The sequence below is a fragment of the Halodesulfovibrio sp. MK-HDV genome, assembly GCF_009914765.1.
Taxonomy (GTDB): Bacteria; Desulfobacterota; Desulfovibrionia; order Desulfovibrionales; family Desulfovibrionaceae; genus Halodesulfovibrio.
This window is the reverse complement of record NZ_WYDS01000028.1, coordinates 13,535-29,584: the sequence shown is the minus strand read 5'-3', so window position 1 is coordinate 29,584 and position 16,050 is coordinate 13,535. Positions and strand designations below refer to the sequence as shown.

12 protein-coding genes are annotated in these 16,050 nt (G+C 44.8%); 8 read left to right on the top strand and 4 right to left on the bottom strand.

What is annotated here, in order from left to right; all coding sequences use genetic code 11:
- Nucleotides 1-600: 600 nt before the first annotated feature.
- Entirely contained in the window at nucleotides 601-1,227 is a 627-nt protein-coding gene (locus tag MKHDV_RS17335) for a LysE family translocator (RefSeq protein ID WP_160717567.1), read from the top strand.
- A 58-nt stretch (nucleotides 1,228-1,285) separates the two neighbouring features.
- Nucleotides 1,286-1,924, top strand: a complete 639-nt coding sequence (locus MKHDV_RS17330) for a LysE family translocator (protein WP_160717565.1) — start codon at nucleotides 1,286-1,288, stop codon at nucleotides 1,922-1,924.
- 137 nt (nucleotides 1,925-2,061) lie between these two features.
- On the opposite strand, the gene MKHDV_RS17325 is transcribed toward MKHDV_RS17330, so the two are convergent.
- Nucleotides 2,062-3,582, bottom strand: coding sequence for a YifB family Mg chelatase-like AAA ATPase (locus MKHDV_RS17325; RefSeq protein ID WP_160717563.1), 1,521 nt, complete (start codon nucleotides 3,580-3,582; stop codon nucleotides 2,062-2,064).
- A 291-nt stretch (nucleotides 3,583-3,873) separates the two neighbouring features.
- On the opposite strand from MKHDV_RS17325, the gene MKHDV_RS17320 reads away from it, so the two are divergent.
- Both MKHDV_RS17320 and MKHDV_RS17315 read left to right on the top strand, forming a co-directional pair.
- A complete protein-coding gene (locus MKHDV_RS17320; protein WP_160717561.1) occupies nucleotides 3,874-5,607 on the top strand; it encodes a bacteriohemerythrin in 1,734 nt (577 codons plus the stop codon).
- 151 nt (nucleotides 5,608-5,758) lie between these two features.
- Nucleotides 5,759-7,918, top strand: coding sequence for a methyl-accepting chemotaxis protein (locus MKHDV_RS17315; protein ID WP_160717559.1), 2,160 nt, complete (start codon nucleotides 5,759-5,761; stop codon nucleotides 7,916-7,918).
- A gap of 145 nt (nucleotides 7,919-8,063) precedes the next feature.
- On the opposite strand, the gene lepB is transcribed toward MKHDV_RS17315, so the two are convergent.
- Together lepB and lepA are read right to left on the bottom strand one after the other, a co-directional pair.
- On the bottom strand, nucleotides 8,064-8,723 hold the full coding sequence (gene lepB / locus MKHDV_RS17310; protein WP_160717535.1) for a signal peptidase I: 660 nt from the start codon (nucleotides 8,721-8,723) through the stop codon (nucleotides 8,064-8,066).
- Between the two features lie 45 nt (nucleotides 8,724-8,768).
- The gene (gene lepA, locus MKHDV_RS17305) at nucleotides 8,769-10,574 is read right to left on the bottom strand and encodes a translation elongation factor 4 (RefSeq protein ID WP_160717533.1); all 1,806 of its coding nucleotides are present in this window, start codon (nucleotides 10,572-10,574) and stop codon (nucleotides 8,769-8,771) included.
- Nucleotides 10,575-10,898: 324 nt separating this feature from the next.
- On the opposite strand from lepA, the gene MKHDV_RS17300 reads away from it, so the two are divergent.
- Nucleotides 10,899-11,669, top strand: a complete 771-nt coding sequence (locus tag MKHDV_RS17300) for a hypothetical protein (protein WP_160717531.1) — start codon at nucleotides 10,899-10,901, stop codon at nucleotides 11,667-11,669.
- 67 nt (nucleotides 11,670-11,736) lie between these two features.
- On the opposite strand, the gene MKHDV_RS17295 is transcribed toward MKHDV_RS17300, so the two are convergent.
- Nucleotides 11,737-13,290: a PP2C family protein-serine/threonine phosphatase gene (locus MKHDV_RS17295; protein WP_160717529.1), complete on the bottom strand. Its 1,554-nt coding sequence runs from the start codon at nucleotides 13,288-13,290 to the stop codon at nucleotides 11,737-11,739.
- A 462-nt stretch (nucleotides 13,291-13,752) separates the two neighbouring features.
- Between MKHDV_RS17295 and MKHDV_RS17285 the strand changes: the two genes are divergently transcribed.
- Genes MKHDV_RS17285 through MKHDV_RS17275 form a run of 3 tightly spaced genes read left to right on the top strand, consistent with a single transcriptional unit; the run spans nucleotide 13,753 to nucleotide 15,990 of the window.
- A complete protein-coding gene (locus MKHDV_RS17285) occupies nucleotides 13,753-14,661 on the top strand; it encodes a hypothetical protein (RefSeq protein ID WP_160717527.1) in 909 nt (302 codons plus the stop codon).
- Between the two features lie 28 nt (nucleotides 14,662-14,689).
- Nucleotides 14,690-15,046 (top strand): PqqD family protein, encoded by a 357-nt coding sequence (locus tag MKHDV_RS17280; RefSeq protein ID WP_160717525.1) that lies wholly within the window; start codon nucleotides 14,690-14,692, stop codon nucleotides 15,044-15,046.
- Nucleotides 15,046-15,990 (top strand): hypothetical protein, encoded by a 945-nt coding sequence (locus MKHDV_RS17275; RefSeq protein ID WP_160717523.1) that lies wholly within the window; start codon nucleotides 15,046-15,048, stop codon nucleotides 15,988-15,990. The genes MKHDV_RS17280 and MKHDV_RS17275 overlap by 1 nt, the downstream gene beginning before the upstream one ends.
- The last annotated feature ends 60 nt before the right edge of the window (nucleotides 15,991-16,050 follow it).

Genomic DNA, 16,050 nt, shown 5'->3' with positions numbered 1-16,050 from the left:
CAGGCAAGCCCAAGCGGCGCACCGGTAGGTGGCAAAAAGGGCAGGAAAGAAAAAGAAAAAATAGCACACGAAGCTGAAGGCTTCTGCTAGTCTTTCTAAGGCGCTTGCCTCCGGCGGCTGGGCTGAAACTTTTTGAGAAAAGTTTCCCCCAGACCCCCTTCCAAAACTTTTACCTGTGAGGCTAGCTCGTCGTAAAAGTCTTCACGCGGCTTTGCACCACTTACTTTACTAACGTAAAAAGGCTGTTCCAAATATCTTGGGACAGCCTTTTTTGTTTCATGAAAGGTAGTGAAGCATAAGCCGCAAGTTTATGGAAAAAACGGGATGTTCTCGCAAATAAAAGTTTTTGGAGATTTTTAAGAACCTTGTTTCAACAGCGGTAGCTGTTCTCAAGGTACGAGAAAGTACAGATAGCGACAGTGTAACAGGTTCTTAAACCGTCGGAGACATCCCGCTGATAAGCGCCTCCAGAGGATTTTGATAGCAAACTAAAAAGCATAATTTTCCCGTTGCAGACTGAAAATGTTTCTGTCAGTGTCGGCACACATTCACCCACCTTTAGCCATGCCCGAACGGACACGCTCATACGGAGCCTGTAAGATGCCTGAGAACTTACTACAATACCTTATTGCTGTTACTATTTTCTGCCTTATCCCTGGTGCTAACACGATGATGATCGTCAAAAACAGTATCCGTGGCGGCTTCGTTGACGGCGCTGCAACCAGCACAGGAATCGGGGCAGGATTTTTCATTCACGCAGCAGTTTCCACCTGCGGGCTTGCATTGATTCTTTACAACTCTGCTCAGCTGTACCAAGCAATCAAATTTTGCGGCGCTGCCTACATAGCTTGGATGGGTATCCAAAACCTTCGCAATGCGATGAATAGAAACTCTTCAGAAGTAGATAAACAAATTTGCTTTGCCCATTGTTCTGTCCATAAATCTTTTACAGAAGGCATCGTTTTTAATATCCTGAATCCGAAAACGTGCATTTTCTATATGGCTTTTTTGCCACAGTTTATGGACCCTAAAGGCAACCTGCTCTTACAGGCATGTATTTTAGCAGGCTTGCACTGTGCTATTTTTCTCTGCTGGCAGTATGCTATTGCGGGCTTTGTGCACAAGGCAAAGGGACTTATATCTAAAGCAAAAGTACGTACTAGAATTGACGCAGTGGCAGGAATTGCACTTGTAGGACTAGGCGTAGAATTAGCTATTTCTGATTAGATGTCGCTTACGAAAAAATACAACGATTGACGAATAGATTCAGTGCTAGGAGCTAGTTATGTTACCGGATAATTTTGGCGAATTCTTAATCGCGATCACAATTCTTTCGATGATCCCCGGTGCGGACACCATGATGGTTATCCGCAACAGTATTCGAGGTGGGCTCACAGACGGCGCAATCACTAGCGCTGGAATCTGTACAGGACTTTTTTTCCACGCCACTATTTCCGGCTGCGGACTTGCGCTTATTCTTTATAATTCAGCGCAGCTCTACCACTTTATTAAAATTATTGGTGCATTCTATATTATTTGGCTTGGTTGCCAGAACTTATGGGACGCGAAAAAGCGATTCACGAGCGCTAAAGGCGCTGAAGAACTTGCAGCGAAAGCAGAGAAAGTACGCGTTTCCCGTTCATTCAGAGAAGGAATTCTCTCTAATGTTTTGAACCCGAAAACTGCAATTTTCTACATCACATTTATGCCTCAGTTTATGAGCTCTGGTGGTAACCCTGTTACGCAAATATTTTTCCTTACCAGCGTGCACTTCTGCATTTCATTCATCTGGCAATGTCTGCTCGCCAGCATCGTAGGAAAAGCTAAACAGGTGATGTCTGCTCCAAGAAGTCGGTCTTACATTGAAGCTACCGCAGGTTCCATTCTTGTAGGACTTGGAGTCAAACTGGCTGCATCTGAATAATTGAATAGTGCAAACACTTCGTTCTATCGCGAACCATATCCTATTAAAGGGGTAGCGCACTGAATGATGAACTCAGTGTGCGCTCTACTAAAGAATAAAAAATGCCCTTGCCGTTTATTCAACGACAAGGGCTTTTCTTATTCTCTATCAAGCGTTCTACAGTTAATGGCTTCAGCAATATGTGCAACAGCAATATCCTTTGCGCCTTCTAAATCTGCAATGGTGCGTGAGATACGCAGCACTCGCGTGTAGGCTCGTGCGGAAAGCCCAAGAGCCTCCACAGCATTACGCAGAAATGTATTCTCTGCATCTGTAATCGGTGTAAATTTTTCAAGCCAGCGCCCAGAGAGGTCAGCATTCGTTTTCAACGGTGTCCCCTTGTAGCGCTCTTCCTGAATCCTTCTGGCTACCTCAATTCGATCACGCATTTCTTCTGAGCTGATACCGGCGTTGGATTGCAAATCTTCATACCTAACTGCTGGAACCTCCACGTGCAGATCAATACGATCTAACAAAGGTCCAGAAAGTTTTGAACGGTAATTTGCAACCTGCCTGTTGTTGCAGGTACAAGGATGCCGATCGTCTGTAAGATACCCGCATGGACACGGATTCATTGCAGCCACAAGCATAAAATCAGATGGGAACGATAGGGAAATACTAGAACGCGAAATTGTCACATTCCCATCTTCAAGTGGTTGGCGCATTACTTCCAGTACCGACTTCTTAAACTCCGGCAGTTCGTCTAGAAAAAGTACACCGCGATGCGCAAGAGAGACTTCCCCCGGCTTAGGGTATGCTCCGCCACCGACGAGACCAACATCAGAAATGGTATGATGCGGCGAACGATACGGACGCTCTGTTATGAGTGACCGTTTTCTGCTGAGCAAACCGGAGACAGAATAAATTTTTGTTACTTCCAGCGTTTCGTCAAAAGTAAGCTGAGGTAATACGGTCGGGATTCGTTTTGCAAGCATGGTCTTGCCGCTTCCCGGAGGTCCCACAAAAAGCAGATTGTGGTTACCGGCTGCTGCAATCTCAATTGCCCGCTTTGCATGTTCCTGCCCTTTCACTTCAGCAAAGTCATGCATCCATTCTGATGCATACCCTTTCTCAGCTTCCGGCGGTGTCGCAGGTTCAAATACAGTTGTTCCCGCAATATGCTCAATTACTTCCCCGAGCGTTGTCATAGAGTATACGGACAAGCCCTCAACAACCGCTGCTTCCTCTGCATTGTCAGGCGCAACAATCAGCCCTTTTGCCCCCATATCTCGAGCGTGAATTGCGATAGGCAACACCCCGGGAACAGGCTTCAATTCACCAGTAAGAGAAAGTTCACCTACAAAAAACCATCCTTGCAGCGATTCCGGAGCAATAGTGCCTGAGGCACCAAGCAAACCAAACGCAAGCGCCAAGTCATACCCACTACCCGCTTTTCGTTTATCTGCCGGAGCAAGGTTTACGGTAATACGTGACGGCGGCAACTTGTGCCCCGTATTTTTCAAGGCAGCCATTACACGTTCTTTAGCTTCGCGAACAGCACCTTCAGCAAGCCCTACCATCGTAAATGCAGGCAACCCCGCACGGGTTAAATCTACTTCCATTTCTACGGTAAAGGCATCAATTCCAGCTAGAGCAGCACAGGAAACAACAGTGATCACATCGTCCTCGCAGTTATCATAAGAAATCAGTACAATCTGAACGTTATAGACAAAAAGATTATAGATTTTTAAAGATTAGCGCAATCATGCCGATACACAACGTTAAGGTTACCGCAGTAATCCGATCTCTTTTTTTCTCTAAATATCTTATAACTATTAGTTCAGGGGGGAGAGAGTCTAGTAACTTTCACCACCGCAGTATAAGCACTAGAAGCAATTTTCTTATTCTTATTACTACTATGTTTGCTCGCCACAGGTGAAGACTGACCTACTCTCGTAAAGGAAGTGTACATGACACTACAAAACAGAATTACTGCATCTGTTGCTTTTCTTTTTGGCACTGTCGTATTGATACTCATCACTGATTTTTCATTTCTCGGTGCAGAAAATGAGTCCATGCGACATACAATCCAAGGTGCCCTTACAATTGCTGCATTTCTGGTGATGCTTTTAACCATCATCAATGTACGTACCCAACTTATTACTCCACTCAACAACATTCATAATTACGCAAAAAAAATCCATAAGGGTGATTTTGACGCAAAGCTTGAAGGCACGTTTAACTTTGAATTTAAAGACCTTCAAACCTCATTATTAGGGATTGTTTCCAACTTCAAAGACCAAGTATCCCAAGTTCAAAAGAACAACGAACTTATCAAAATCACAGAAGAACAGTCCCAACGTGCTCTCAATGCAGGTAAAGAACAGGACGAGAAAGTACAGAATATGCTCACCTCCATGCGTGATGTGGCGAGCCGTGCTCATGCACTTTCCACCAACGCTTTCAACGCAGTTCACGAACTGTCTTCACAGATTGAGCAGGTCAATGCCGGTGTTGATATCCAGCATGACCGTATGACGGAAACTGCCACAGCAATGGAAGAAATGAACTGCACAGTTCTGGAAGTTGCGCAAAACGCATCCAGCGCTGCTAACTCTGCTTCTGAATCAAAGAATAATGCAGAGACAGGTGCAGACGGAGTACGCCGTGCGGTTGAATCCATTATGCAGATGGAACAACGCATTGTAAGTTTGAAAGAAACCATGGGGCAACTCGGCATGCAGGCCGATGCCATTAGCCAGATCATGGTGACAATCTCCGACATTGCAGACCAGACAAACTTGCTGGCATTGAACGCTGCGATTGAAGCAGCACGTGCCGGTGACGCAGGTCGTGGCTTTGCAGTTGTTGCAGACGAAGTACGTAAGCTTGCAGAAAAAACAATGCAGGCGACTCAGGAAGTTGGCGGTGCTATTGGTCGAATCCAGAGCCACGCGCAGCAGAACGTGCAGGCTGTAGAACTTGCTGCTCACGACATTGCTCTTTCCACCGAGGCCGCTACAGAATCCGGTCGCTTTATGGAAGAAATCGTGACCATTGTTGATGAAACAGCAGTTCAGGTTTCCTCGATTGCAACGGCATCCGAAGAGCAGTCGGCAGCATCTGAAGAAATTAACCGTGCGATTTCGGATGTAACACGCGTTGCCTCTGAAACTGCCATCGGCATGAGCAGTGCTGCAAATGCCATTGTAGAACTCTCCGGCCTTGTTGAAGAACTCGACTCCATGATATCCAGCCTCTCCAAGGGCAACCTTGAAAACGCTGCTGCTAGCGACGGCCCCCTCTTCATTTGGAGCGATGACCTTTCTGTTGGAATCGAATCAATCGATAATCAGCACAAGGTTCTTGTTTCTTTAATTAACGAGCTTCATGCCGCCATGAAATCCCGTCGTAGCCATAATGAGTTACTGGATGTTATCGACAACCTGAAAAATTACACAGTTACTCACTTTGGATACGAAGAAGATCTGTTTGCCAAACATGGTTATGCAGATACTCCGGCACACATCGAACAGCACCGCAAATTCGTTGCAGAGGTTGTTGATTTTGAAACCGGCGTTCGCTCCGGCAAATTAACCGTAACCATGGACGTTATGAAGTTCCTTAAAGACTGGCTTACTCACCACATTAAAGGAACAGACCAGCAGTACACTGCGTTTTTCACATCAAAGAACGTTACCTAGCCGAACAATTTTTCGATTCAACATATCGCCTTACTTCATTTAATGAACGATGTTCAACGAATGGAGTAAGGCGATATCAAATTTTCGACTGCCTTACCTCAGCCGACATTAACCTTCATTCTACATTGTAACTGTTACAGGAGCTGGTTGCATGCCCTTGACCATCAGAAACAAACTCATTTTACTTATCGCATCTGGTCTCATTGCAATTACTATCATCGGCGGTATTGGTGGAAAAACTGCATTTCAAATTTTTTCTTCTGTTGAGTCTGTTAATACTTACCAAGACTTAACAAAAGGTCTGGCAGATCTTAAATCAGTAGCTGAACAATCGATCCTATTAGCCATGGACTCCATTGTTGATAAGCAGGAAGGGGATATTTCCGCAGAACGTCTGGCACAGATAAACGATCTATCGACTGCTACCGACGAAGCCTGCGAAAGGATCACATCAATTGCAGGCGAAAAAGCCTGGCTACAAACTGCGCAAAAAGCTATTCGCAAGCTATTACACACAACAGAATTTGATCTGCGCAATTTAATTATTGATCAAACTAAAACAGAAACCAGGCTTAATAATAAATTTAATAACATTGCGAATAGAATCGAAAAGAGAAGCCAACTCCTCATGACAATGACGGATTCTCTTACAAGAAAATTCGCTGATCGAGGCGCGCTTTCCAGCGTGCAAGCAGAGATTTCACAACTCAAATTTTCGACAAGCAAATTTTCTAACATATCTCTCAAACTCATTTTAAAGAAAGAAGATGGAGTTTCCCAAGAAGCGATTAAAGACTTCAAAACACAACTCTATATAATTACATCGGCAATTGATGCCCTTAGCATGCTCGCATTCAATACCGAAGAAGAAAACCTGTGCGCATCAATGATGCAGACTACTAAGGCCCTTGAGCAGGATGGTGTGATCAAGCTTCCTTCACTTCTTTTAGAATGGACTACAACACTCCGCGACCTGAATGTTAAATTTGAGCAAATTGATGATACGTTAGATGCTAGCGGTGAATCAGTTTTGCACATAATTCAGAAGGAAATTGATAACACAACAACGCGTGCTACAGAGTTGACAATGGAATCTAATTCCATCTTCACGGGAGCAATTTGGGCCTTAATTATTGTGTTCTCAATTACTGCTATCATTCTATCTGTTCTTGGTACCATCGTCATAAAAGGCGTTACCACCCCACTAGGGCGTACTGTCAACTATGCCAATTCTATCGCCAATGGTAACCTCGAGTCCGTTATTTCGTATCACCAAAAAGATGAAATCGGTGAACTTGTTTCTTCTATTCAAAACATGGTTTTTATGTTGAAAAAACTTATCTCCGAAGCTGACAATATGAAGCATGAGGCAGATGAAAAAACAACAATGGCTGAAAAAGCTCTTGAGCAAGCCAGAGTTGCCGGGGAACAAGCGGAAATAGCAAAACAGGAAGGTATTGCAGAAGCAGCTTCTCGCCTTGCAAGCGTAGTCACCCATATAACTACATCTGCCAATGAGCTCCAAAATATCGTTGAGAACACGTCCTCACAACTTGGAACACAAAATTCACGTTTAACTGAAACTGCTGTTTCCATGGAACAGATGCACGCCACAGTTTTTGACGTATCTCAGAATGCTGCCACCACTTCACAGCACACTCAGGCAGCCAAGGAAATGGCTACCCACGGTGCCGAAACAGTGCATAAGGTTACTGAAGGTGTTACTACCGTGCAAAGCAATTTCAATATCATGCAGCAAGGTCTTAATGAACTTAACCAGCATGCTAACGGTATCGGTGAAATTATGGGAGTCATCACAGACATTGCCGATCAGACCAACCTCCTAGCTCTCAACGCCGCTATTGAAGCTGCACGAGCTGGAGATGCTGGACGCGGATTTGCTGTGGTTGCTGATGAAGTCCGTAAGCTTGCAGAGAAAACAATGCAGGCCACACATGAAGTTGGCAGTGCTGTCACCTCAATTCAGTCTGGAACGCAACACACCGTTCAAGGCATGCATAACACTACGACTGCGGTTTCAGAAGTTACCAACCTTGCAGACGAAGCCGGTCAAAATCTGAATGAAATTGTTAACATTGTTCAAACTTCCAGTGAACAAGTAGCGTCGATTGCCGCTGCTGCTGAAGAACAATCTACTGCAAGTGAAGAAATCAACCATGCTGTCTCCGATGTTTCAAGAGTTTCTCAAGAAGTATATGAGTCAATGGAGGTTGCACGGAACACTCTCGACACCCTTGCACAGCAGGCAAATGAACTACAAAACATTATGACAGGCCTGCAAAATGGATAGCCTGCCTCCTACAGTTAAAACGGTCATTCCTATCATTAGAATACGTATAATAGAATGCATTTGTGACGTTTTGTTACTCGAAAATGCCAATAAAAAAAGCCCCTGACAGTTTTCTGTCAGGGGCTTTTTTTATTCTTAATACAACTTACTGCTGAACAAACATACCTAATCTATCCCAACGAATAGAGCGTGTACCGTCCATAGACCAGTAAATGATCAATGCATTACCGACAATCGCTTCACGATCTACAAAACCCCAGAAACGGGAATCGTATGATTCGTCGCGGTTATCACCGAGCATAAGATACTTCCCTGCAGGGATAATTACCGGACCATAGTTGTCGCCGGGACCCGGCATTACTTTCGTATGCTGAACATACGGTTCATCAACTTTACGGCCGTTTCGGTATAATACCTTATTACGGATTTCAATTGTGTCTCCCGGAATACCGATGACACGTTTGATGTAATGAACTGAAGGGTTTCTCGGGTATTCAAATACCACGATGTCTTCACGTTCTGGATCGCCTATGGAGAGCATTTCGCCACCCTGAACTACAGAGTAACGCGACAACATAGACGTAGCGTCGGGATTTGTTTCCTTAACTGAAAACGGGAACCGAACACCATAGGCAAACTTGTTAACCAGCAGATAGTCACCAATCTGCAAAGTCTGAAGCATGGAGCCTGACGGAATAGTAAAAGCCTGAACTACAAAAGAGCGGATAATTAACGCTAGAATCAGGGCTACCCCGAGGGCTTCCAAATATTCTCTCAATCCACTTTTACCTGCTGTATTACCCATTCTTTCTATACCTGCTTAGTTAGCCCGCAGAACGGGCATTCACATCTAATCGTCACCAATCTTAAGAGCAGCAAGGAACGCTTCCTGTGGTAACTCAATGTTACCCATGCGTTTCATGCGTTTCTTACCCGCTTTCTGCTTTTCAAGCAGTTTTCTCTTACGGGAAATATCACCACCGTAACATTTAGCGGTAACGTTTTTACGCAATGGCGCGTTACGTTCTCTAGCAATAATTTTTTGCCCGATCGCAGCCTGTACAACAACTTCATACAACTGACGCGGAATACTGCGCTTCAATTTTAAAGCTACAGCACGACCCTGATGGTATGCGTTGTCTTTATGTACGATGGTTGCAAGAGCATCCACCGGATCGCCGTTAATAAGCATATCCAGCTTAACAAGGTTTGCTTCGCGGTAATCGATAATCTCATAATCCATCGAAGCATAGCCTTTGGTGTATGATTTCAATTTATCAAAGAAATCATACACGATCTCTGCAAACGGCAGTTCGTATGTGATGATGACACGGTTTGTCGTCATGTATTTCATATCTTGCTGAATACCGCGTTTTTCTTCACATAGCTTCAGTACGTTACCAACATATTCATCTGGTACGTGGATTTCACAACGAATAAACGGTTCGTACAATGATTCTGTTTTAGTAGGGTCCGGCAATTTTGCAGGGTTATCTACTTCAATAGTCTCACCGTCGACCGTTGTAACCTTGTAAATTACTGAAGGCGCTGTTGCGATAAGATCAATATTAAACTCACGCTCAATACGTTCCTGGATAATTTCCATGTGCAAAAGCCCAAGGAAACCACAGCGAAAACCAAAGCCAAGAGCCTGTGAGGTTTCTGCTTCATACTGGAACGCAGCATCGTTTAACTGTAATTTTTCAAGTGCGTATTTAAGGCTCTCGTAATCCTGAGATTCAGAAGGATACAACCCACAGTAAACCATTGGCTGAACTTCTTTAAAACCGTCAATAACACCAGTTGCCGGATTATTGGCAAGCGTAATGGTATCACCAACCTTAGCGTCGCCCAGATCTTTAATGGTCGCACAAAGGAATCCTACCTCACCGGCAGAAAGCTCCTTCATATCAACCATATCAGGACTGAACACACCAACGCGGGTAACTTCGTAATCTTTATGAGTAGCCATGAGACGAATTTTATCGCCTTTTTTCACGGAACCATCAAAGACACGGAACATAACAATAACACCCTGATATGAATCATACCAGGAGTCAAAGATAAGTGCTTTCAAAGGCGCTTCACGATCCCCTTTTGGAGCTGGAAGCTTGTCTACGATTGCTTCAAGTACCTGATCAACGTTCAAACCTGTTTTAGCACTTACGCCAACAGCTTCAGTCGCATCAAGACCAATACTTTCTTCAATCTCTGCCGACACACGATCGATGTCAGCACTTGGAAGGTCAATTTTATTTAACACAGGCACGATTTCATGATCGTGGTCCAGTGCAAGATAAACGTTAGCCAGTGTCTGCGCTTCTACGCCCTGTGTGGAGTCCACAACAAGCAAAGCGCCTTCACAGGCAGCAAGAGAGCGGGATACTTCGTAGCCAAAGTCAACGTGACCCGGAGTATCGATCAGGTTCAAAACGTATTCTTCACCGTTTTTTGCCTTATACGGAATTCGTACCGCCTGTGCCTTAATGGTAATGCCGCGCTCGCGTTCGAGGTCCATGCGGTCAAGATACTGCTCACGCTGATCTCTTTCGTTTACAAGCCCCGTAATTTCAAGAATACGGTCCGCGAGAGTAGATTTACCATGATCAATGTGTGCAATAATGCTGAAATTTCGGATGTTTTCCAGTTTCGCCATATAGTATTCGGACGGCCGTTTCCGGCACTCCTCCTGTAAAAATCTAGTGCATGTAAGAAGCCGTACCCAAAGTATGGTTACAGCCCCATTATTTTCGTAACTTGTTGAACGTGCTTACATACGCCATTCTGTCTGTAAAGTCTAACGCTGACAAGCATGAAATACCGGTGGGTCGACTGCTCTCAGTTACATTTTTGAGCCCCAGTATTTAATAGCGCAAGCGTAGTGGGATGAGTCGATAATACTGTTAATACAAGTCAGAAATACGGTCTACTCACTCTAGGGTCTTAGATTTGAAACACACAACTATGAGGAGTTTCTACCATGAGAGTGGTAAAGATAAGCATGCTTATATTCTGCGCAGTCGTGCTCTTTGCACCACAAGCAGCCCAGTCAGCAAAATTATATCCATCAGCAGAAAACAATCAGACGCAAACAACGCCAAACCATTACACTACTCAAAGCGGCATCATAAAGCACCATCCTCCGGCAGCGTCGACGATGCAACAACAACAGATGTATCAACAGCAAATGATGCAACAACAGGGCACTACCTATTATCATCAGGCGCAACAAATGCCTGTGGCTGGCTGTACTATGTGCTCAAAAATTCAGTCAGCAAATTTAACTCCGCACATGCGCGCAAATTTGATGAACTCACTCAACGAATTTTCTGCCCAGAACGAACCTTTATTTAACGAACTACAGATGCTCAAAAATCAGAAACTGATGCTGCAGCGCTCTGCTATGCAATCTCCGGCTCAAGAATCCTCACTCGAAATACAACGAGATAATACGCGAAAAGCGCTCATGAAAAATTTAAAACAGCAGCGCCGAACATTGAAAAGTAACTACGGAATGAATATTACCGAACGCGAAATGATTGTACATAAGCTTCATCAAATGCAGGGCAACCAAGCCATGATGAGCGGCCAGCAGACTTACAGCACACAGATGAATCACGGCATGCAGCAGCAACAACAACAGGTGCAAAGCGGTTACCGTCCACCACAGCAGACAAACCCTAACTACAATCAGGAATACCTGATTAACGCTCCAATGCGTGAAAGCTACACAGGCCAGACTTACGAATAGCCTGTAGCAAATGAAAACAATAGCCCCATGACGAGACATACCGTCATGGGGCTTTACTATTTTTCCTTTAGGAATCTGCTTTCAGCACTACGATTGTAATGTCATCAAGCTGTGGTTCTCCATCCTGAAAAATTCTTACGGCTTCTGCTACAGCATGCAGAATTTCTGCTGCCGACTTATTATGATTCATCCGAATCGCATCCCTCATCCGGTCTTTACCGAACATTTCACTGTCAGGAGCCATCGCTTCCCATATGCCATCTGTGCCAATAACCATGACTTCACCAGCAGTTAGCGCATCACAGCATACTTCTTCGTAATCAGCATCGGGCAAAACCCCTAAAGGCAAACCGCGCGCTTTTAATTCACGAAACTCGTTTGTGTTTCCATCATAAATTATAGCTGGATCATGTCCTGCACTTGCCCATTTAACATGATGGGCTCCACCAGAAATCTGCAAACAGAACAGCGTCACAAAACGCCCGGACCCATAGCAATCACGCGTAAGTAACTTGTTCGTATTTGAAAGAAGAATTGCGGGGGAATGTTGATACTCAGCCTGCATTCGCAGATATGCTCTTGTGGATGCCATAAGCAACGCTGCACCGATGCCATGCCCTGTGCCATCACCAAGCACCAGAATCATCTCGTCCTGATTAGGGCCAAGGTTCTCCACAAAGTCAAAAAAGTCACCACCTGTTTCATCACTAAAAATAGAACTCGCTGCAATATCAAGGCCTTCGAACTCTACTTGCTTTTTGGGGAAAAGAGCCTGTTGCATTTCACCTGCGACTTTAAGTCCTTCCATCATGCGAATACGATCACGTAACCCTGTAATCATCGCATTTGTATGCCCTGCAATCACGCCGAATTCGTCAGAACTCATAACCGGTACAAAATAATCCATATCCCCATTACTCACCCGCTCCAACACACCGGTCTGACTTTCAAATAGCATTCGCAAGTTAAGGGAATACGAATAAAGCAGATTGATAATGAATCCGAGAAGCACGAGCATAATGAATACAATGTCGATAATAATAGATTGGCGCGTCAGTAAAATATGCCCCTTGCTGACCTGAGTAGTCATGGAGCTAAGCAGGTACAAGTCCCGTGCGATAACAGCCACTATCAATGAAGCAAATAGCAGAACCGTTATTGTACCGAACAGGAAAAATTTTGTTGTGATGGGATAATAAACCTGAGGCAAGGCATACGACCATTTCATGCTCCGTGCCACCTGCATAACCTTTCGGTTATGCTCCAATGCAAGGTCTATTGCGACAAAAAAACCTATGGTGAATGTCCCCATAAATACTTTTCCACCGCTTTCCATCAACGGGAAGTCAAACACAAGCTCATTAAACAAAACCATGCTGACACCAGCCGCAACGAACAGGCAAAAGTCCATCCCCCCCACAACGTTTGCCTGCACATCAATTTTTTGTTTTTCAATAAGCGGAGTAAAAAGTAACACCCTGAACATATACGCAATAGCAATCGGTACAAACACCACAAAACCTATCTGCCATGCTGGCAAGGTGGACACAAAGGGGCATATCCTACCGTTATAAACATAGATAAGAATGAAGGCGATTAAATAGAGTAAAAAGGCACGCATAAACTCTCCCGTAATAAAGCACAGCTCGTTCCAGTACAACATACTGCAACCTGAATGTTCTATTCTAGAAAAGTTATGAGAATAGGTACATTACAGAGAAATAATACTAACAGCACTACACGGAAGCCCATTACCGGCATGTAACTTACGATTCAACATCTCCACCCACCGCATCTTCTCAACAACATTCTTTTATTTCAATGTAATACACACTTCCACTTGATCAATAAATATGCTTGACCACACTTAAAAAGTAGTCCAAACATATAAATAGCCATCAAAAACTCAGGTTGATGATATCTCAACAATCTGGTTCAATGAAGGCTCTTTTAGATTCACGGTACCCGCCCTGCGGGAAGATATCTATAAACGGTTCCTAAAGGTGTTGCAGAATGCACTCGCTTTCTACATCCACCCCATGTTTGTATGTATCGTTGTGCAACTATAACTAAGGAAAAATGCATGGACCCCCAATCGGAGATATCCGGTAGTCCCACCGCATGGAACGGCATTACGCTGACCATGCCTGACAACTGGATTCCTGCTGCAATTGAGCAGCGTTATCTTCTTTTTTCTCGAAATTCACATCCTGCGCTGGAAATTAAGTGGCATAGAGTTTCCAACTCTAAATCGCTGCCAAAGAAAGAAGGCGACATCACTCGTCAACTGAAACGGATGAAAGGGTTCAGCACTGAAAAAAGTGCTGTCACAGATCAGTGGCGCTCTATTACAGACGTCCTGCAACCCTTACTGGAAGTTCAGCCCTTCTCTCACGCAAAAGGCAGTGGTGCTATCTGCATCCATTCTCCTTCCAAAACTATTCTGGTACTTCAGGTTCACGCACCAATTGATCAGTACACTGACGTTATACGGCAAATCCTTGCTTCATTAACAGTTACTCAAACTGACGAGCCCGTAACATTCAGCATGTTCGGACTACGTTGTGCGCTTCCTGCCGGTTCCACGCTAGTGCGCCATTCCTTCAAACCGGGCGAATTTGTTCTCGAGCTACAATCCGGAGCCTCAACTATCTGCATTACGCGGCTAGGCCCCGCCAACGTTGTACTTGAAGGGCAACCGTTCCGTCGATGGCTGCACGCCACATATGACTTGCCATTAGAAACCTTCCACAAAGACAAATCCATACTCCCCACGGGAGCAAAAAAACGTTATCATTGGAAACATGTAGAGGCACCTTCACTTATGAAACGCTTATTCCGATCTTCAGGGCTGGGTAAACAGCAACAAGTTCAGGGAGCAGCGTGGATTGTTGAGGGTCAAAACAAGCTCGTTACCGTAGAAATACGGTCGAACGCTCCAATATCCAGTTCGTTTTTGGAATCTATTTGTACTCATGTGGAAGTCGACTAGCAAAAAAAATCAACAGGTAACACAGCCATTGTCTTTGCAAAAGGCAATGGCCTGTGTCCCTGTCCGCAATTTACTGGTTGAAGAGATCAACCGTACCTCGAAGAACGTAACACTGTCCTTCCCTCTCCGCATGCGCCCATGGTTCAGCAAATTTACCACGGCCTTCGGTCATGAACCTCCTGAACAAAAAAAACGCCTCGAACTCGATGAGCTCGGGACATTCTGCTGGTCGTTAATTAACGACAAGCGCTCCGTTCAGAGCATTGCAAATGAGCTTACAAAAATCTACAAACTGCATCCGGAAGAAGCCCGTGTTGCAGTCAGCCAGTTCGTCCGGCAACTTGGAAAACGGGGCATCATAGGTTTGAAAGAAGGAGCAAGGTAATGCAGGCAGCTCGTGTTTCTGATCACGCTTCCCCATCCAACGCCAACACAGGCGCACTTCAATGTACACCAGAACAAGCCAGAACACTTAATCATGTGCTGACTGAAAAAGACATTGTCATCGGCGCCTACTTCACCCAGAAAGTGCATCCCCAGCACGGGGTGTCCGTCCAACATGCATCATTTGATTACATTGCGGACTGGTTCCACAGCGCCGTCAGACTGGGACTTAACATGGTTATCCTACATGATGGATTACCTGAAAAGTTCATGGACAAATGCCGCTTTACGTTTTCTCTAAATGCACAATCACATCATACCGGAAGCCTGCATTTTGTCCCATATTCACCGGGCAAATTCACTATTGCAGATGAACGCTTCTTCGCAGCACGTGATCTTTTACAGGCACTGCCCGACTGCCGTACTGCGTTCATTGTAGATATTTCCGACGCATGGTTTAACAAGAATCCTGCCAACCTCATCCTTCGTCGCAGCGTCTGGGATTACTTTGATGCCTCACGCCTGCTCAATGCTTCCGGCAGTTTCTCACAATTACGCAGCATCCTAACCACGCAACGTACCGCATGGCAGCATCGCTACTCCTATTCTGTATTCGTGGGTGGAGAAGTAAATACCATAGGTCAAAACCCTTGGATGATGGAACAATTTCAAACAATTTACGGACGGCATTTCCCCGAATTCTCCGCAAAACCCATTCGGAATTGCGGGATCATAGGCGGTCGCAAATCTATTGTTCTTTCACTCCTGAAAACTGCCTGCGGAGAAATGGAACGGCTAAACATGACAGAGCACCTCAACGACATGGCAGTATTCAACTACATTCTTCATAGAAACGATGCCTACTCAGTCTATTCAAACGGCACCCTCAACAGCCCGTGGAAAACATGGCGCAAACAGGGAAGCCACGCCATTTTCCATAAATAAAGATCATAAAAAAGCAGGAGGAATCCCCCCCTGCTTTAAGACTGTTTTTACTATCCGTAG